This window comes from Xanthomonas sp. DAR 34887 (assembly GCF_041245805.1).
Classification (GTDB): Bacteria; Pseudomonadota; Gammaproteobacteria; order Xanthomonadales; family Xanthomonadaceae; genus Xanthomonas_A; species Xanthomonas_A tesorieronis.
In genome coordinates this window covers 3,029,938-3,047,583 of sequence record NZ_CP162490.1, presented here as the reverse complement: position 1 = coordinate 3,047,583, position 17,646 = coordinate 3,029,938, and the positions used below count along the sequence as shown (strand labels likewise).

The window sequence follows — 17,646 nt, the reverse complement described above, 5'->3', positions numbered from 1 at the left end:
TTGCAACGTGGATGTTGGAAAACCGTCGTAATCGGCGGTGGCGAGGCCGCTACGATGGGATCCGTTTATGTAGCGGCGGTGACGGTTGCGCGGCAGTGCGGCGCGGCCGGCGCCGGGCCGGGGGCGAATGCCAAGTGCGGCGGAACCGCCGCGCGGTGTTCGGCGTTGCGGCGCCCGCGGTTGCGCGGGCGGCGATCCCTGCAGATCCCGCACATTGAAACCGCCCACGGGAGCGCGCAAGCTCCAGGCCTGCTTGTGGCCAAGGGGTTGGCGATGCGCGGAATACTGTTCTGGCTGTTCGCGGTAGCGGCGGGGGGATTGCCCGGTGCGGCGTTCGCGCAGGCGACCGCGCGTTCATGCGCTGCGGCCGAGGAGGCGGGCCCGGCGTGCCTGCTGGCCCGCAAAACACTGCCGTCGCTGCCTGCCGAACCCGTGTTCTGGCACCTGGATCGGTTCGCGTCGCGGCAATCGGCCGACGCCGCCGCCAGCCCGTCCAGCGTGGTGGTGGAGGCTTTCGGATCGGTCTGGCTGTTCACTGTCGCGCCGGCTGCATGGCGCTCCGAGAGTGGCGAGCACGTATCCACGGTCGGTCCGCTCGCGGTGGCGCCAGCATCGACCTATGCGGCCGAATACCTGCGCTCGGTGTTCACCCCGGGCACGACGGCGCCGTTGCATGTCCACTCCGGCCCGGAGGCCTTCTTCGCGGTGAACGGCGACACCTGCCTTGAAACGCCTGCGGGCGTTCGCGTCGGCCGCGGGCCCGGCAACAGCCTGACCATCGAGGCCGGGCCGCCGATGCTGCTGATGGCGATCGGCACCGTGCCCCGACAGGGCTTTGCGCTGATTCTCCACGACGCCGACCGGCCGGCTACGACGCTGACCCAGGCCTGGCAGCCGCAGGGACTGTGCGCGCGGCAGCTTGCGGCGGATCGAGCGCGTTGATCCCGCTGCGCCGGCGGCGCCTGTCGGGGAATTCTGACAGTACAGCGCGGCATCGGCCGATCGCGCCGGCACGCGGCGATGGGCATTCTGTCTCCGTCGGCAACGTCATCGCTCCCGCGCCAGGGATGCGCGCTTGCACGGAATCGAACGGATCTCGATTCGCCGGCCACCTGATTTCGTTCCCGCATGCGCCGACGGACTGGCGCAGCTGCATGCGAGCGGAGTGACACGGACGAAACGCACGACGCCCCGGCATGCCGGGGCGTCGTGCGTTCGGGTGCATGTTGCTTTGCCTTGCCTGTGCGGAACACCGGCTTACGGTGCCGGTCGACCGGCGCCGCTGTGGAAATGGGTGCCGCATGGAGGCTGCTGCGGACTGTCGGTGCATCCTCTTCCGGATCGTTCTGTCGGTCGCGGGATCCGCTGGAACGCCGCTCTGCCGGCGCGGCAGAATCGCGACCGTCCCGTTGTCGATCCTGCCGCCTGGCTTGGCGACAACGCGCTACCCGAGCGGTGGAAACGTCACAACCTGCGAGTCCCCATCAGTATCCGCAGATGCGACGAATCCCCAATCCCGAATGCCAAATCCCGGCCCTACAGCGCCCAATCCACGCGCATGCCGGCGATCAACGCATTGGGCAGGTCGCGGGTGCGCGACGGGTCGTTGAACTGGTCCGGATGCACGATGTAGTGCAGGTTCGGCGCGATGCGCAGCTGCGGGGTGACCTGGATGCCGTAGCTCAGTTCCATCATGTACTGCGAGCTGTGCGGGGTACCGCTGCCGCCGGCCGCCGCGCGCGCCAGGCGCAGGTCTTCCAGCGCGTCGTCGCTGTAGCGCTGCTGGGTGACGACGAAGGCGATGTTGTCCTGGTCGCGGCTGGCGAAGGTGCCGCGCTGGACCAGGCCCAGTTCCAGGAAATGGTCTTCGATCAGTTGCCCGGAGGTGCCCTTGAGCACCGAGCCGAACAGCACCAGCCCGCGCGCGCTGTCGGCATCGGGGCGGGTGACCTGCTGCTCGAAGCGGAAGAACGCGCCGGAGCGGCCGTTGCGGGTGGCGTAGTCCAGCCCGCTGAGCCGCGCCGGATTGCCGTTGCGGTCGGTCAGCGGGTCCTTGTAGTCGGAGTTGTCCTGCCAGCCGCCCAGTTCGTACATCGCCGGGAAGCGCACGCTGGCCGCTTCGGTCTTGTAGCCGATCGCGTACGGCACGATCACTCCGGTGCGGTCGCGGCTGCTCCAGTTCAGGCCGTGCTCGCCGTCTTCGGCCTGGGTAGGATTGACCTCGTAGGCGCCGACGTGCACGTACACGTTCGGGGTCACCCAGGCCTTGGCGTGCGCGGCCCAGCTGGACACCGGCCAGTAGGTGAAGTTGCTGGTGCGGAACACGAAGGTCGGGTTGCCGCAGGCGGAATTGCCCTGGAAGTAGCCGCACAGGTCCGAGCCGAGGAAGTGGATGTTGGCCACGCTGCGTCCGGCCTCCAGTTCCAGGCGATCATTGAACAGCTTCTGGTCGATGGTGAAGTTGGCCAGGCGCGTGCCCTGGCCGCCGTAGATTTCCTGCACCGAGGTGCTGTTGCCGATGTCGCTGTTGGCCAGGTTGGTGCCGTGGCGATTGATCGCGTAGACCTTCAGCGTGGCGCCGTTCCAGCCCATCAGCCGCTGCAGGTCGACGTCGGTGCCGAGCATCAGCTGGCCGGCGTAGGCGCTGCCCTGTTCCTTGCCACCGTCCAGCGAGACCGCGGCCTCGCCGGTGTAGGCGAGCTTGAGCTTGAACGCGTCGCTGGCGTCCTGGGCGTGGGCCAGCGGGGCGAGGGCGAGCGCCAGAGCGGTGAGCGACAGGCGCCGGGTGAGGGGCAAGGACATGGCAGGGACTCCTGGGGGGTAGGGGGCCGGCGCGTCGCCGCGGGCGACGGGGGGAGGGGACATCGCCCCCGGCGGCGCGCCGGCGCAGGACTTATTCGGCGACCGGCTTCTTCAGCACGCGCAGGGCGAGCGCGGTCAGCACGGTGCCGGCGAGCAGCGCGACCAGGTACATGCCCAGATGGGTCGCCGCGTTGGGGATCGGCAGCACGAACACGCCGCCGTGCGGCACCTTCAGTTCGGCGCCGGCGGCCATCGAGATCGCGCCGGCCAGCGCCGAGCCCAGCATCAGCGCGGGAATGGTGCGCAGCGGGTCGCGCGCCGCGTACGGGATCGCGCCTTCGGTGACGAAGGCCAGGCCGAGCACGCCGGTGGCGGCGCTGGTGCCGCGCTCCTCGCGGGTGAAGCGGTTGCGGAATACCCAGGTCGCCAGCGCGATGCCCAGCGGCGGGGTCATGCCGGCGACCATCGCCGCGGCCATCGGCGTGTACACCTGGCTGGCGATCAGGCCGGTGGAGAACGCATAGGCGGCCTTGTTGACCGGCCCGCCCATGTCGAAGGCCATCATCGCGCCCAGCAGCAGGCCCAGCAGCACCGCGCTGCTGCCCTGCATGCCGCGCAGCCAGTCGGTAAGCCAGGCCAGCGCTTCGGCGACCGGCTGGCCGACCACGTACAGCATGGTCAGCCCGACCAGCAAGGTGCCCAGCACCGGCAGGATCAGCACCGGCTTCAGCCCTTCCAGCGTGCGCGGCAGCTTGATCGCGCGGTTTAGCGCGGCCACGCCGTAGCCGGCGATGAAACCGGCGAAGATGCCGCCGATGAAGCCGGCGCCGAGGTTGGCCGCGACCATGCCGCCGATCATGCCGGGGGCGATGCCGGGGCGGTCGGCGATGGAGTAGGCGATGTAGCCGGCCAGGGCGGGCACCATCAGGGTGAAGCCGGCCTTGGCGCCGATCTGGAACAGCGACCAGGCCAGGGTGCCCTTGTGCGCGTCGTCGAAGGCGTAGATGCCGCCCAGCGCGAACGCCAGCGCGATCAGCAGGCCGCCGGCGGTGACGAACGGCAGCATGAACGACACGCCGGTCATCAGGTGCTTGTACGGGCCGGCCGACTTGCCGTGCTCGCTGCTCGCCGGCGCCGCGCCGTTGCCGCTGGCCGCGTGCACGCCGGCCTCGGCCAGCGCCTTGCGGATCAGCCCGGGGCCGTCGTTGATCGCCGGCTTGGTGCCGCTCTTGAACAGGCGCTTGCCGCCGAAGCGGGACAGGTCCACTTCGCGGTCGGCGGCGATCAACACCAGGTCGGCGTCGGCGATTTCCGAATCGCTGAGCGTGTCCTGCGCGCCGACCGAGCCCTGCGTTTCGACCCTTATCCGGTGGCCCAGGGTCTTGGCGGCCTGCTGCAGGCCTTCGGCTGCCATGAAGGTGTGGGCGATGCCGGTGGGGCAGGAGGTCACCGCGACGATGCGCTTGGCGCCATCCGCCTGCGCGACGGCATTGGCGGTCGCTGCCGGCGCGGCATCGGCCGCGGCCAACAGCGGCGCGAGCACGCCGTCGGCGTCGTCGAGCACCGCATCCAGGCTGGCGCGCAACGGCGCGGCGCCGGCGAAGCGAGCCGCATCGGCATCGCCGTCGCCGACCAGCAGCAGCGGATGGCCGTTGCCGGCCGCGGCCAGATCCAGCGGCGCGATCACGCCCTGCGGCGTGCGCACCTCGGCGTGCAGCACCGCGCCGCGCGCGCTGGCCGCATGGCGCAAGGCCTCGGCGGCGAGGACGGCTTCGGTGCTGCGCTCGCCGGCGACGATCACCACGAAGATAGGATTCATGCTTGCTCCCGATGGACGCAGGGGGACGCCGCGCGCGCTGGCGGCGGCGCGGAGTTCGAAGACGTGGCGTGCGAGGTCATGGCGGTCGGCGCGTTCATTGCAGCGACTCGATGCGCACCGCGGCGGCGATGCCGTCGACCCGCTCGCGCGGCAGCCGGCGCGCGGCGCCGCTGCCCAGCGTGGCCACGGCGAAGGCGGTGGCCTGGCGCGCGCAGGTTGGGAGGTCGGCTTGGGCCAGCATGGCGGCGACCAGGCCGGCGACCATCGCATCGCCGGCGCCGACGCTGCTGCCGCCGGCCAGCTGCGGCGGCTGTGCCAGCAGTGCCTGTTCGCCGCGCACGAACAGCGCGCCGTCGGTGCCCAGCGACACCACCACCAGTTCGATGCCGCTGGCCAGCAGCGCGCGCGCCGCCGCCAGCACGTCGGCGGTGGTGGGCAGCGGCGTGCCGGACCAGTCTTCCAGTTCGTGGCGGTTGGGCTTGATCGCGAACGGCAGCTGCGCGCGCGGCGCGGACAGCGCTTCGCGCAACGGCGCGCCGCTGGTGTCCAGCAGCACCCGCGCGCCGGCAGCGGCGGCCTGCGCCTGCAACCTGCGCCAGCTGTCGGCGGCCAGGCCGGCCGGCAGGCTGCCGGTCAGCACCACCGGCTGGCCGGGGCGCAGCAGTTCGGCCAGGCCTGCGCCGACCGCCTGCAGCTCGGCCGTGCTCAGCGGCAGGCCGGGCAGGTTGATGTCGGTGGTGGCGCCGCTGTCGGCGGCGACCAGCTTGAGGTTGGTGCGGGTATCGCCGGGCACGCGCAGGCAGCGGTCGTCGATGCCGCGCGCGGCGAACAGGGTCTCGAACAGGTGCGCGTTGCCGGCGCCGAGCACGCCCAGCGCGGCCGTGGCGATGCCGGCGTCGGCCAGGCAGGCGGCGACGTTGATGCCCTTGCCGCCGGCGATGGCGTGCGCCTCGCTGGCACGATGCACTTGCCCGGGCTGCAGCCGGTCGATCGCCACGGTCAGGTCGATCGCCGGGTTCAGGCTGACGCTGACGGCCTGCACGCTCATGCGCCGGCTCCGTCCAGCGCGCGCACGTCGGCCGCGCTCTCGCAGTCCAGCGCCTGCAGCGCCAATGCCTGCAGCGCGTCCAGGCGGCTGCCGCGCAGGCGCGCCTTCACCGCCGGCACGTCGTTGGGGGTCATCGACAGTTCGTGCACGCCGAGCCCGGCCAGCAGCGCCGCGCCGAACGCGTCGCCGGCCAGGCCGCCGCACACGCCGACCCAGCGGCCGTGGCGCGCCGCACCCTCGACCGTGGTGCGGATCAGGCGCAGCACTGCCGGATGCAGGCTGTCGGCTTCGGCGGCCAGGTCCGGGTTCTGCCGGTCGATCGCCAGCGTGTACTGGGTCAGGTCGTTGGTGCCGATCGAGAAGAAGTCGGCATGTCGCGCCAGCGCGTCGGCCTGGATCGCCGCCGCAGGAACCTCGATCATGATCCCCAGCGGCACTTCCGGCGCGCCCAGTTCCGCGCGCAGGCGTTCGCACTCGGCACGCAGCGCGACGATCTCCGCCGCCGAGGTGATCATCGGGAACATGATCGCCAGCTTGGCGCCGTCCCTGGCCGCGCGGTACAGCGCGCGCAGCTGTGGTTGCAGCAGGTCGGCGCGGCGCAGCAGCAGGCGCGCGCCGCGCACGCCGAGGAACGGGTTGTCCTCGCGCGGCAGGTTCAGGTGCGCGACCTGCTTGTCGCCGCCGATGTCCAGTGCGCGCACGATCAGCGAGCGCCCGTCCAGCGCCTTGGCCATCGCCGTGTAGGTGGCGTACTGCTCGTCCTCGCTGGGCGTGCTGCCGCGTTCCAGGAACAGGAATTCGGTGCGCATCAGGCCGACGCTTTCGGCGCCCTGCGCCAATGCCAGCGGCACCTGCTCGGGCAGGTTGACGTTGGCGCCGATCTCCACGCGATGGCCGTCCTGGGTCTGCGCCGGCTGGTTGCGCTGCTCGGCCTCGCGTTCGCGCAGCTGGCGCTGTTCCTCGATGTAGGCGCGCGCCGAGGCCAGGTCGGCCTCCGACGGCGCCAGGTACAGGCGGCCGCTGCTGCCGTCGACGATGACGGTGGCGCCGTCGTCCAGATCCAGCAGGTCGGTGCCGCCGGCGACCAGCGCCGGCAGGCCCAGGGTGCGCGACAGGATCGCGGTATGCGAGGTCGGCCCGCCCAGCGCGGTGGCCAGGCCGAGCACGCGGCTGGTGTCCAGGTGCGCGGTATCCGACGGCGACAGGTCGCTGGCGAGCAGGATGCACGGGCTGTCGGGCAGGTGCTCCAGGCTGCCGCTGGCCAGGCTCGGATCGATCTGGGTCAGCACCCGGCGGCCGACGTCGCGCAGGTCGCTGGCGCGCCCGGCCAGCACCGCGTTGCCCAGCGCCGACAGCTTGTTGGCCATGCGCTCGACCGCCTGCTGCCAGGACCAGGCCACGCCGTGGCCTTCGACCATCAGCTGGCAGGCCAGGGTGATCAGGTCGGTGTCGTTGAGCAGTTCGGCCTGGGCGCGGAAGATCGCCGCATCGCCGGCGCCGAGCCGGCGCCGGGTGTCGTCCTCGATCGCCTGCAGTTGCTGGCGGGTACGCAGCAAGGCGTCGTGCAGCAGCGCGCCGCCGTCACTGAGCGGCACCGGCGCGTCCGGCACCGGGCCGTCGTTGCCGGCCAGCTTGTGCACCACGCCGATCGCCAGGCCGGGGCTGGCGCCGATGCCGACGATGGCCGGCTGCGCCTGCGGCGGGGTCCAGCCGCTCGCCGGCGCGGCACGGCGCTGCGCCGCGGCCTGCGCGTCGGCTTTTTCCTGCGCGGTTAGGCCGTCGATGACGCTGCGCAGCCGCGCCAGCGCCGCGGCCGCGTCCTGGCCTTCGGCCGAGATGGTCACCGTGTCGCCGGCATGCAGGCCCAACTGCAGCAGCGACACCAGGTTCTTCGCGTCGCCGATCTGCGCGCCGGCGCGCACCTGGATCCTGGCCGCGAAGCCGCGCGCGGTTTCCACCCAGCGCGTGGCCGGGCGCGCATGCAGGCCGGTGGGGTAGGCCACGGTCCAGTCGAAACGCTCGCCGAGATCGGCGACCGGGGCATCGCTTGCGGCGGGCACCGAATCCTCGCCCAGCGCCGCGACGATCGCCTGTGGGTCGTCGCTGGCGAACAGCGCGTCCAGCCGCGGCTGGTCCTGGATCAGCCGGGTCAGGCGCCGCAGCAGGGTGATATGGGTATCGGACTGCGCGGCGATGGCGACCACCAGGTGGGTGATCTGGCCGGGATTCCATTCCACGCCGTCGCGCAGCTGCAGCACCGCGATGCCGTCGCGCTGCACCAGGTGGCGGTCGTCGCCGGTGCAGTGCGGGATCGCCACGCCGTGGCCGAGGAAGGTGTTGGCCAGGGCTTCGCGGCGCAGCATGCTGGCCTCGTAGGCCGGCGGCACGCAGCCGGCGGCGACCAGTAGTTGCGCGGCCTGGGCGATGGCGTCGGCCTTGTCGCGGGCCTGGACGTTGACGCGAACCAGTTCGCTGGCGACCAATACGGGGGAATTCGTCTGGGTCACGCGGGGCATCCTTCGAAGGGCTGGGGCGGCGAGTGGGCGCAGTGTGGGAACGTTCCCACTGTCGCGTCAATGTGCACTGCACAATTTATTCGGGAAATGCCGGTGCTACTATCGGATCCGGCCACTTGGAAGGGGGTTGTTAGTGGGAATTTTGCGGGAACGTTGCCAGTGACGGTCAGTATCCATGATGTGGCGCGGGTGGCCGGGGTCTCGACCTCGACCGTGTCGCGGGCGCTGGGCCATGGCCCGGTCAGCGAGGACGTGCGGGCGCGGGTCGAGGCGGCGGTGCGCGAGACCGGTTACCGACCCAACCTGATGGCGCGGCGACTGCGCTCGCAGCATTCGGGGATCGTCGGGCTGATCGTGGCCGATATCCGCAATCCGTTCTTCACCGCGGCGATCGGCGCGGTCGAGGAGGTGGCCTACCGCGCCGGCATGCGGGTGATCCTGTGCAATACCGACGAAGATCCGCAGCGCGAGGCGCTGTACCTGCAACTGATGCAGGAGGAGCGGGTCAGCGGCCTGATCTTCGCGCCGACCCGCACCACCCAGAGCCAGCTGCCGAAGTTGAGCTTCGACTACCCGGTGGTGCTGATCGACCGTGCCGGCAAGGCCGGGGTGCACGACAGCGTGGTGCTGGACAACGCCGCGGCGATGGCGAGCCTGATCGAGCACCTGGCCGAGCGCGGCTTCCGCCGCATCGGCGGGCTGTTCGGCAAGACCAGCAGCACCGCCGCCGAGCGTCGTGACGGCTATCTGGCGGCGATGCAGGCGCACGGCCTGGCGCCGAGCTACCGCGAGGTGGCGCCGAGCGCGGAGGCGGCGACCGCCGAGGTGCAGGCCTGGCTGGCGCAGCCCGATCGCCCCGAAGCGCTGGTGGCCAGCAATAGCCTGCTGCTGATGGGCGCGTTGAAGGCCGCGCGTGGCGCCGGCCTGCGCATTCCGCAGGACCTGGCGCTGGCCGGCTTCGACAACGAAAGCTGGACCGATCTGGTCGAGCCGGGGATCACCGTGATCGAACAGCCGGTGGAGGACATGGGCCGCACCGCGATGTCGTTGCTGCTGGAGCGGCTGAATGCACCGACCCTGCCGATGCGCAAGGTGGTGCTGAGCGGACGTTGCATCGTGCGTGGATCGAGTCTGCGCTGAGCGCGCGTGGCGTGATCGGGTGCGCCGGCGCAGGAGCGCTGGCGCTAGGCGCGCGATAGGCGCCGAACGCGCGGCAGGCGATGACCGACCCTGCAGCGCCTGTGCTGTCCCTGCTTACTCGCTGCCGTCCGGCCGCGGATAGTCGCGCTCCGGATCGGCGTGGTTGCGTTCGGGGTCGCTGTCCGGCTGGTCGCGATCCTTCCACTGCGCATCGTCGTTGTGCAGCTTGTCGGGCGTATGGCTGCGTTGCTGGGAACTGTCCGCATTCTCGCGATTGGGCGTGTTCGACATGCGCGTGTCTCCAGGTCAGGCCGGGGCAGGGGTCGCATCGAGATGGGAATCGCGCCGCTCGGAACCGTCCAGCCTGGCCCAGCAGGCCAGCACCAATGCCTCGGCGTCGCTCCAGGCGATGCGCGGCCACGGGTGTTCGGTGTCGTAACGCTGGCGCAGGCGTTGCATGCGCACCGCATTGGTCTCTCGCGGCAGTTGCAGGAACGTATCGCAGGCCATCTTGATCAAACGCGCATGCTCGCTGAAGGACTGCGGCCCCAGCTTGCCTTCCCCATGCAGCATCTTCCAGTGCGCCAGTTCGGCTTCGACATCCACGAGCAGGCTCGGAGCATGGCTCACGGCGAGATCTCCATGTTAGGTTGGGCGTGTGGGATAAGGAACGTTCCGGGTGTTGCACGGAACCGTTCCAGAGACTAGACCGCGCCGCGTAAAGATCAGGTCACACTGGTGTCGTCGCGGTGGCAAGAGCCGCGACCTGCGCAATGCGGCGCGCGCGGCGTGAAGGCGCCTTGCAGAATGTCCGGCCGCTTGGAGCGCGCCGCGGCGGCGCTTACCATGAATGCGGGTCCGCGCCGCGGACATCCGCACTCCCGCGACCACCCGCGGCGCCGGCTCGCCGCCAGCGCCGCGCACTGAAAGGAACGGCATGCCCGTCGATATCGTGTTCGATCCCGCGCAGCTGCGCATCGGCGTCATCGGCCTGGGCTATGTCGGCTTGCCGTTGGCGGTGGCCTTCGGCGCGCGCTACGACACGCTCGGCTACGACATCGACGCGCAGCGCGTGGCGCAGTTGCGCGACGGCCACGACCAGACCCTGGAAATGGAAGCGGACGAACTGTGCGCCGGCGTGCGCCTGCGCTACAGCGACGATGCCGCCGCGTTGCGCGACCGCAACGTCTATGTCGTCACCGTGCCGACCCCGATCGACGCCTACGAACAACCCGACCTGCAACCGCTGCGCCAAGCCAGCGAACTGATCGCCGGCGTGCTCAAGCGCGGCGACCTGGTGATCTACGAATCCACGGTGTACCCGGGCACCACCGAAGAGGTCTGCGTGCCGCTGCTGGAACAGGGCTCGGGCCTGCGTTTCAACGAGGACTTCCACTGCGGCTACAGCCCGGAGCGGGTCAACCCGGGCGACCGCCAGCGGCGCCTGGCCGACATCCGCAAGATCACCTCCGGCTCCAGCGCCGCAGCGGCCGACACGGTCGATGCGCTGTACGCGAGCATCATCGGCGCCGGCACCTGGCGCGCGCCGTCGATCCGCGTGGCCGAGGCGGCCAAGGTGGTGGAGAACATCCAGCGCGACGTCAACATCGCCCTGGTCAACGAACTGGCGCTGATCTTCGACCGCCTCGGCATCGACACCCAGGACGTGCTAGAAGCGGCCGGCACCAAATGGAACTTCCTGCCGTTCCGCCCCGGGCTGGTCGGCGGCCACTGCATCGGCGTGGACCCGTACTACCTGCTGCACAAGTCCGAGAGCATGGGCTACCACCCGGACCTGATCCACACCGCGCGCCAGGTCAACAACCGGGTCGGTGCGCACGTCGCCGCGCGGGTGCAGGCGCTGCTGGCGGACAAGGGCGTGGCCATGGCCGCGGCCACCATCCTGGTGCTCGGCGTCACCTTCAAGGAGAACTGCCCGGACCTGCGCAACAGCCGCGCGCTGGAGCTGGTGCAGGCGCTGGCCGCCAGCGGCGCGCGGGTCGATGCCTGCGACCCGTGGGCCGAACCGCAACTGGCGCGCGAACATGGCGGGGTGGAGCTGCTGCCGGCGCCGGTCGCCGGCCGCTACGACGCGGTGGTGCTGGCGGTGGCGCACGACGAATATCGTGGCTTCGACGCCGCGCGGATCCGCGCGCTGGGCACGCCGAACCTGGTGGTCTACGACGTCAAGTCGGTATGGCCGCGCGAAGCGGTGGACGATCGCCTGTAGCAGGAAACGGCGCGCGTTGTGCACGACCAAGCTGTACCCCGCCCAAGCGGGCGATAGGCCGCGTCGGCGCCATTGCCGGCCCGCACCGCCTACACTCGCTGCCTTCCGAATCCCGCGAGGAACGCGATGCACCGCTACCTAGCCTATGTCGCCAGCTGCGTGCTGCTGGCGCTGTCCATCGCCCTGTGCGCGATCTGGCCGTTGTGGGGCTGGGGCGTGGCCGCCTTCGCGATCCTGGCCCTGCTGGGCACCTGGGACCTGCTGCAGACGCGCAGCACGTTGCGCCGCAACTATCCGATCCTGGCGCATTTCCGTTATGGGCTGGAATCGGTCGGCCCGGAGATGCGCCAGTATTTCCTGCAGAGCGATATCGAAGAGGCGCCGTTCTCGCGCCAGCAGCGCGCCCTGGTCTACCAGCGCGCCAAGAACGTCATGGACGTGGTGCCGTTCGGCACCCTGCGCAGCGCCTACGCTACCGACTACGAGTGGATCAACCACTCGCTGGCGACCAGCGAGATCGCCCACCACGATTTCCGCGTGACCATCGGCGCCGATTGCGCGCAGCCGTACTCGGCCAGCGTGTTCAACATCTCGGCGATGAGCTTCGGCGCGCTGTCGGCCAACGCCATCCGCGCGCTCAACGCAGGCGCGCGCCGCGGCGGCTTCTACCACGACACCGGCGAAGGTTCGATCTCGCCGTATCACCGCGAATGCGGCGGCGACCTGGTGTGGGAGATCGGCTCGGGCTACTTCGGCTGCCGCGACGCGGAAGGGCGTTTCAGTGAGGAACGCTTCGTCGCCAATGCCACCCTGGCGCAGGTGAAGATGATCGAGGTCAAGCTGTCGCAGGGCGCCAAGCCCGGCCACGGCGGGGTGCTGCCGGCGGCCAAGGTCAGCGCCGAGATCGCCGCCACCCGCGGCGTGGCGATGGGCCAGGACTGCGTGTCGCCGTCGCGGCATTCGGCGTTCTCCACGCCGCTGCAGCTGCTGCAGTTCGTGGCCCGGCTGCGCGAGCTGTCCGGCGGCAAGCCGAGCGGGTTCAAGCTGGCGATCGGACATCCGTGGGAGTGGTTCGCGATCGCCAAGGCGATGCAGGAAAGCGGCCTGTATCCGGATTTCATCGTCGTCGACGGCGCCGAGGGCGGCACCGGCGCGGCGCCGGCCGAGTTCATCGACCACGTCGGCGTGCCGATGCACGAAGCGCTGCTGCTGGTGCACAACACGTTGGTCGGGCTGGACGTCCGCGAGCGGGTCAAGCTCGGCGCGGCCGGCAAGATCACCAGCGCGTTCGACATCGCGCGCACCCTGGCGCTGGGCGCGGACTGGTGCAACGCCGGGCGCGGCTTCATGTTCGCGCTGGGTTGCATCCAGTCGCTGAGCTGCCACAGCGACCGCTGCCCGACCGGCATCGCCACCCAGGACCAGCGCCGTTGGAAGCACCTGGATCCCACCGACAAGGCGGTGCGGGTGGAGCACTATCACGCCAACACCCTGCGCGCGCTACGCGAACTGCTCAGCGCCGCCGGCCTGGCCGATCCGTCGCAACTGGGGCCGGAGCACATCCTGCGGCGCATCTCGCAGGTCGAGATCCGTTCGCTGGCCTCGCTGTACCGCTATCTGGAGCCGGGCGAACTGCTGGGCGGCGGCGTGCCCGACCACGCGGTGTTCCAGGAATACTGGGCCGATGCGCGCAGCGATTCGTTCCAGCCGCCGGCGCGGATCCGCAGCCTGCGCGACAGCAAGTCGCGATGAGCGCCGGCACCGACACGGCACCGCGGATCGCGCTGCGGCCAGCGACGCTGGCGGACATCGACGCGATGTGGGCGCTGCGCACCCGCTGCGTGCGCGAGGTGTGCCGCTCGCACTATCCGCCGGCGGTGATCGAGGTGTGGGCCGCATCGCCCGTGCCGGCGACGTTTCCGCAGCTGATCGCAAGCGGCGGCGCGGTGCTCGCCGAGGACGCCGGCGGACTTGTGCTCGGTTTCGGCATGGTCGATCTGGCCGGCAGCGAGATCGATGGCCTGTTCGTCGCCCCGGACGTGCGCGGCAGTGGACTGGGCAGACAGCTGCTGCAGGCGGTGGAAGCCAAGCTGGTTCCCGGCGCACGGATCCACCTGGCCGCCGCCCTCAACGCGGTCGCGTTCTATCGGGCCCAGGGTTACGCGGTGCTGCGGGAAGGCAGCTATGCGCATCCCAGCGGCCTCGCGCTGGCCTGCGTCTACATGGAAAAGCACGCCGGATAGCCGCGCGCGTGCCGCGGACGCGCCTGAACGCGGCGGTCGCCGCTTTCTCCGCCAGGCGCGTCAGCGCGCGGTGTCGGCCGGCACGCGGCGGAACGGCGCATGGAAGCTGCCGGCGTCGATCGTACCCTGGTCCGCCTGGTCGGCCTCGAAGCGGATCACGATGTCCTGCGCGTTGAGGAAGAACGTGTGCTGCGAGGCTGGGATCAGCGGGTACACCTGGTCCTTGCGCAGCTCGACCTGCAGCCCGTGCGCCGCTTCGCGGATCTCGAACGTGCCCAGCTCGGGAATGGCGAAGCTGCCGGCGAAACGGCGCAACGCGGCGATGTCCACGCTGGCGGCGCGGCGCTGGATCGGGCGGAAGTCCGGCCAGTCGTAGGCCGCGGCGACGGCACGGACGATTTCCAGTCCCAATTGGTAGCCTTGGTCGCCATTGCTCAGCACTACCGCGCCGTCGCAGCGGTCGGGATAGACGACCATGGTGGCCTTGTAGCCGGCGTTGGAACCATCGTGATAGGCGTAGCGGCGCGCATCTTGCCCGCCGATCTGCAGTCCAAGCCCGTAATCGCCGTGCACCGGGGTCAGCATGTCGCGCACGCTGGCCGCCGACAGCACCCGGCCGCGCCCGGCGCTGGCCGCGCACAGCTCCATGGCATAGCGCGCCAGGTCCTCGGCATTGGTCCACAGCCCCGCGGCGGCCAGTTCCGGATAGACATGCGCGCCGCCTGCGATGGGCCGGCCGGCGGCGTCGTGCGGTTGCGCCGCCTTGGCCAGCAAGGACGCCGGCAAGGGTTGCATGTAACTGCTGGCATCCATCCGCAGCGGCGCCAGCACGCTGTCGCGCAGCAGCTCGGGGAACGGCTTGCCGCCGACGTCGACCAGCAACTGCTGCATGACCGTGTAGCCGCCCCCCGAATAGCGGTAGCGTTCGCCGACCGGCGCATCCACCACCACCGGCGCCGAGTTGGCCGGCGCCTGGCCGTCGAGGACCTGCCGCAGGGTCGGGAGCGCCGCACCTCGCGCATAGCCGTCGAAGCCGTGCACGCTGGTGCCGGCACTGTGCGACAGCAACTGCCGCAGCGTGACCGGGCGGTCGCGGGTATAGGCGGAGTCGGGCAGCTTCCAGGTCTTCAGCAGCGTATTGACCGGCGTATCCAATGCCAGGCGCTTGCGTTGGACCAGCGCCAAGGCCGCCATCGCCGCGACCGGCTTGCTCACCGAACCGGCCTGGAACAGGGTCCTGGCGTCGACCGGCGTGCCGTCGGCGGCGGTGACGCCGTACCCCTTGGCCCAGTCCACGCGGCCGTGCCGGATCACCGCGATCGCCACGCCCGGCACGTGCAAGGCATCCATTTGCGCGCGCAGCGACAGCGTCGTGGCGTCGCGATCCTGCACCACGACGGCCGGCAACAGGCCGGTTTCCACCTGCCGCATCTGCACGGAGGACGTCGGCGGCGTGGCGCCGGCGATGTTGCCGCTCACCATGCCCAGGGCGAGAAGGGTCCACAGGCGCATGTGTCGCTCCAGGTCGATGGCGCCATTGCGGCGTTCGCTGCATGAATATGCCGCGCGGCGGCACGGCCGACAGGCCCGAAGGTCACTGGCCGTTCCGGCGTCCCCTGCTGCCGAAGCCGCTCAGTCCGTTGTCCGCTGCAGCCACGCCACCGCGCCGCGCCCGGCGCGAAGGCCGCTGGCGAAGCAGGCGCTGAGCAGGTAGCCGCCGGTCGGCGCTTCCCAGTCGAGCATTTCGCCGGCGCAGAAGGTGCCGGGCAGGGCGCGCAGCATCAGCGCCGGGTCCAGCGCTTCCAGGCGCACGCCGCCGGCGCTGCTGATCGCCTCGGCCAGCGGGCGCGGGCGCAGCAGCGTCAGCGGCAGCCGTTTCAGCGTCGCCGCCGCACGCGCCGGATCGTCGCCGGCCTGCTTGCCCAGCATCTCGAACAGCAGCGCCGCCTTGACCCCGTCGATGCCGGCCTGGCGCCGCAGGTGTTCGCCGAAGCTGCGCCCGCCGCGCGGCTTGCCCAGTTCGGCCCGCAGCCGCGCCAGGTCGCGGCCCGGCGCCAGGTCCAGCCACAGCGTGCTCGGCCCGTGCGCGGCGATGGCCTCGCGCAGGTCCGCCGACAGCGCATAGACCAGGCTGCCTTCGATGCCGTGCTCGCCGACCACGCATTCGCCCTGCAGCGCGTGCTCGCGGCCCTGCGCATCGTGCCAATGCGCGATCACCGGCTTCAGCGGCGCGCCGGCATGGCGTTCGCGGAAATGCGCGCTCCAGTCGATATCGAAGCCGCAGTTGGCCGGCTGCAGCGGCGCGAGGTCGACGCCGCGCGCGCGCAGCGTGTCCTGCCAGGCGCCGTCGGAGCCGAGTTGCGGCCAGCTGCCGCCGCCCAGCGCCAGCACGCAGGCATCGGCCTGGACCAGGCGTTCGCCGTCGGCGCTGGCGAAGCGCAGCGCGCCGTCGCTGTCCCAGCCCTGCCAGCGATGCTGCACGTGGAAGCGCACCCCGGCCTCCTTCAGCCGCCGCACCCAGCCGCGCAGCAGCGGCGCGGCCTTGCGGTCCAGCGGGAACACGCGACCGGAACTGCCGACGTAGGTCTCCACGCCCTGCGCCTGCGCCCAGGCGCGCAACGCATCGGCGTCGAAGTCGGCCAGCCATTCGCCGACCTGCGCGGCACGCTCCCGGTAGCGCGACACGAACAGCGCAAACGGATCGGAGTGGGTCAGGTTGAGTCCGCCCTTGCCGGCGATCAGAAACTTGCGCCCGACCGAGCCCTTGCCCTCGTAGACATCGACCTCGGCGCCAGCGGCGCGTGCGGTCTCGGCGGCGATCAGCCCGGCCGGGCCGCCGCCGACGATGGCGATGCGGCCGCCTACCGCGGCGGCGAGCTTGCTGGCAGGCATCTGCGGCAGCGGCTCAACGCGGCTTGACGTCGAGCAGTTCCACCTCGAACACCAGCGAGGCGTTCGGCGGGATCACCCCACCGGCGCCGCTGGCGCCGTAGCCGTAGTCGGCCGGGATCATCAGTTTGCGTTTGCCGCCCACGCGCATGCCGGCCACGCCTTCGTCCCAGCCGCGGATCACCTGGCCGCCGCCGAGGGTGAAGCTGAAGGGCTGGCCGTGGTCGGCGGAGGCGTCGAACTTCTCGCCACGCTGGTCCTTGGCCTTCTCGTCGTACAGCCAGCCGGTGTAGTGCACGGTGACCTGGTTGCCGGGCCGCGCCTCGGCGCCGCTGCCGACCTGTTCGTCGATCATCTGGAACGCGGCGATGCTGCCGCCCGGCGGCGGACCCGGCGGGGTGCAACCGCTCAACAGCCAGACCGGCAACGACAGGCTCAACAGCAGCAGGACACGGCGCATACGGTCATCCATGGCGAACAGGGCGTGCAAGGGTAGCGCATCGCCGCAGCGGCTATCATCGGCGCATGGCCAAACTGCTGCTCAACCTGCGTCACGTGCCCGAGGACGAACTCGCCGAGGTGCGTGCGCTGCTCGATGCCGCGCGCATCGACTACTACGAGACCCGCCCCGGCACCTTCGGCATTTCCGCCGGCGGCGTGTGGCTGCGCGAGGACGCCGAGCAGGCGCGGGCCAAGGCGCTGCTGGCCGACTATCAGGCGCAGCGCGGCGAACGCGCCCGCGCCGAGCGGGCCGCGGCGCTGCGCGACGGCAGTGCCGAGACCTTCGCCACGCTGCTGCGGCGGCGCCCGCTGTTCGTGCTGGCGACACTGCTGGGCATGCTGCTGGTCGCCTCGCTGGTGCTGCTGCCGTTCTTCCTGTTGCGCGGCTAGTACTGGGAGGCGCGCTCGGAATCGGCGCGACTGGCGGCGTAGCCTGCCGATGGGTGATCCGCAACGCG

At 71.0% G+C, this 17,646-nt stretch carries 15 protein-coding genes; 6 read left to right on the top strand and 9 right to left on the bottom strand.

Features of this window, described 5'->3' with window-relative positions:
- The first annotated feature begins 255 nt into the window (after positions 1 to 255).
- Positions 256 to 942: a hypothetical protein gene (locus AB3X08_RS12790; RefSeq protein WP_369932994.1), complete on the top strand. Its 687-nt coding sequence runs from the start codon at positions 256 to 258 to the stop codon at positions 940 to 942.
- A gap of 594 nt (positions 943 to 1,536) precedes the next feature.
- Here AB3X08_RS12790 and AB3X08_RS12785 read toward each other — a convergent pair.
- The 4 genes from AB3X08_RS12785 to ptsP form a co-directional block, all read right to left on the bottom strand.
- Positions 1,537 to 2,802, bottom strand: coding sequence for a carbohydrate porin (locus tag AB3X08_RS12785; protein WP_369932993.1), 1,266 nt, complete (start codon positions 2,800 to 2,802; stop codon positions 1,537 to 1,539).
- Positions 2,803 to 2,893: 91 nt separating this feature from the next.
- Positions 2,894 to 4,621: a PTS fructose transporter subunit IIC gene (locus tag AB3X08_RS12780; RefSeq protein ID WP_369932991.1), complete on the bottom strand. Its 1,728-nt coding sequence runs from the start codon at positions 4,619 to 4,621 to the stop codon at positions 2,894 to 2,896.
- A gap of 94 nt (positions 4,622 to 4,715) precedes the next feature.
- A complete protein-coding gene (pfkB, locus tag AB3X08_RS12775) occupies positions 4,716 to 5,669 on the bottom strand; it encodes a 1-phosphofructokinase (protein WP_369932989.1) in 954 nt (317 codons plus the stop codon).
- Complete coding sequence (gene ptsP / locus AB3X08_RS12770) at positions 5,666 to 8,185, bottom strand: phosphoenolpyruvate--protein phosphotransferase (protein WP_369932987.1); 2,520 nt, start codon at positions 8,183 to 8,185, stop codon at positions 5,666 to 5,668. Before ptsP ends, pfkB begins: the two co-directional genes overlap by 4 nt.
- Before the next feature lie 159 nt (positions 8,186 to 8,344).
- Here ptsP and AB3X08_RS12765 point away from each other — a divergent pair, with 159 nt between their 5' ends.
- Entirely contained in the window at positions 8,345 to 9,325 is a 981-nt protein-coding gene (locus AB3X08_RS12765; RefSeq protein ID WP_369932986.1) for a LacI family DNA-binding transcriptional regulator, read from the top strand.
- Between the two features lie 114 nt (positions 9,326 to 9,439).
- On the opposite strand, the gene AB3X08_RS12760 is transcribed toward AB3X08_RS12765, so the two are convergent.
- A complete protein-coding gene (locus tag AB3X08_RS12760) occupies positions 9,440 to 9,616 on the bottom strand; it encodes a hypothetical protein (RefSeq protein ID WP_184414676.1) in 177 nt (58 codons plus the stop codon).
- A gap of 15 nt (positions 9,617 to 9,631) precedes the next feature.
- Positions 9,632 to 9,955 carry a transposase gene (locus AB3X08_RS12755; RefSeq protein WP_369932985.1) on the bottom strand — a complete coding sequence of 108 codons (324 nt, stop codon included), beginning with the start codon at positions 9,953 to 9,955 and terminating at the stop codon, positions 9,632 to 9,634.
- A 307-nt stretch (positions 9,956 to 10,262) separates the two neighbouring features.
- On the opposite strand from AB3X08_RS12755, the gene AB3X08_RS12750 reads away from it, so the two are divergent.
- The 3 genes from AB3X08_RS12750 to AB3X08_RS12740 all read left to right on the top strand — a co-directional run bounded on the left by AB3X08_RS12750 (position 10,263) and on the right by AB3X08_RS12740 (position 13,798).
- Positions 10,263 to 11,555 (top strand): nucleotide sugar dehydrogenase, encoded by a 1,293-nt coding sequence (locus AB3X08_RS12750; protein WP_369932984.1) that lies wholly within the window; start codon positions 10,263 to 10,265, stop codon positions 11,553 to 11,555.
- Between the two features lie 126 nt (positions 11,556 to 11,681).
- A complete protein-coding gene (locus AB3X08_RS12745) occupies positions 11,682 to 13,307 on the top strand; it encodes an FMN-binding glutamate synthase family protein (RefSeq protein WP_369932983.1) in 1,626 nt (541 codons plus the stop codon).
- The gene (locus tag AB3X08_RS12740; RefSeq protein ID WP_369932982.1) at positions 13,304 to 13,798 is read left to right on the top strand and encodes a GNAT family N-acetyltransferase; all 495 of its coding nucleotides are present in this window, start codon (positions 13,304 to 13,306) and stop codon (positions 13,796 to 13,798) included. The genes AB3X08_RS12745 and AB3X08_RS12740 overlap by 4 nt, the downstream gene beginning before the upstream one ends.
- Before the next feature lie 60 nt (positions 13,799 to 13,858).
- On the opposite strand, the gene AB3X08_RS12735 is transcribed toward AB3X08_RS12740, so the two are convergent.
- From AB3X08_RS12735 to AB3X08_RS12725, 3 genes are all read right to left on the bottom strand, one after another.
- Positions 13,859 to 15,310: a serine hydrolase domain-containing protein gene (locus AB3X08_RS12735; protein ID WP_369932981.1), complete on the bottom strand. Its 1,452-nt coding sequence runs from the start codon at positions 15,308 to 15,310 to the stop codon at positions 13,859 to 13,861.
- A gap of 120 nt (positions 15,311 to 15,430) precedes the next feature.
- Complete coding sequence (locus AB3X08_RS12730; protein ID WP_369932980.1) at positions 15,431 to 16,690, bottom strand: TIGR03862 family flavoprotein; 1,260 nt, start codon at positions 16,688 to 16,690, stop codon at positions 15,431 to 15,433.
- A 13-nt stretch (positions 16,691 to 16,703) separates the two neighbouring features.
- Entirely contained in the window at positions 16,704 to 17,147 is a 444-nt protein-coding gene (locus tag AB3X08_RS12725) for an FKBP-type peptidyl-prolyl cis-trans isomerase (RefSeq protein ID WP_369932979.1), read from the bottom strand.
- Positions 17,148 to 17,212: 65 nt separating this feature from the next.
- Between AB3X08_RS12725 and AB3X08_RS12720 the strand changes: the two genes are divergently transcribed.
- A complete protein-coding gene (locus tag AB3X08_RS12720; RefSeq protein WP_184414668.1) occupies positions 17,213 to 17,578 on the top strand; it encodes a DUF6164 family protein in 366 nt (121 codons plus the stop codon).
- The last annotated feature ends 68 nt before the right edge of the window (positions 17,579 to 17,646 follow it).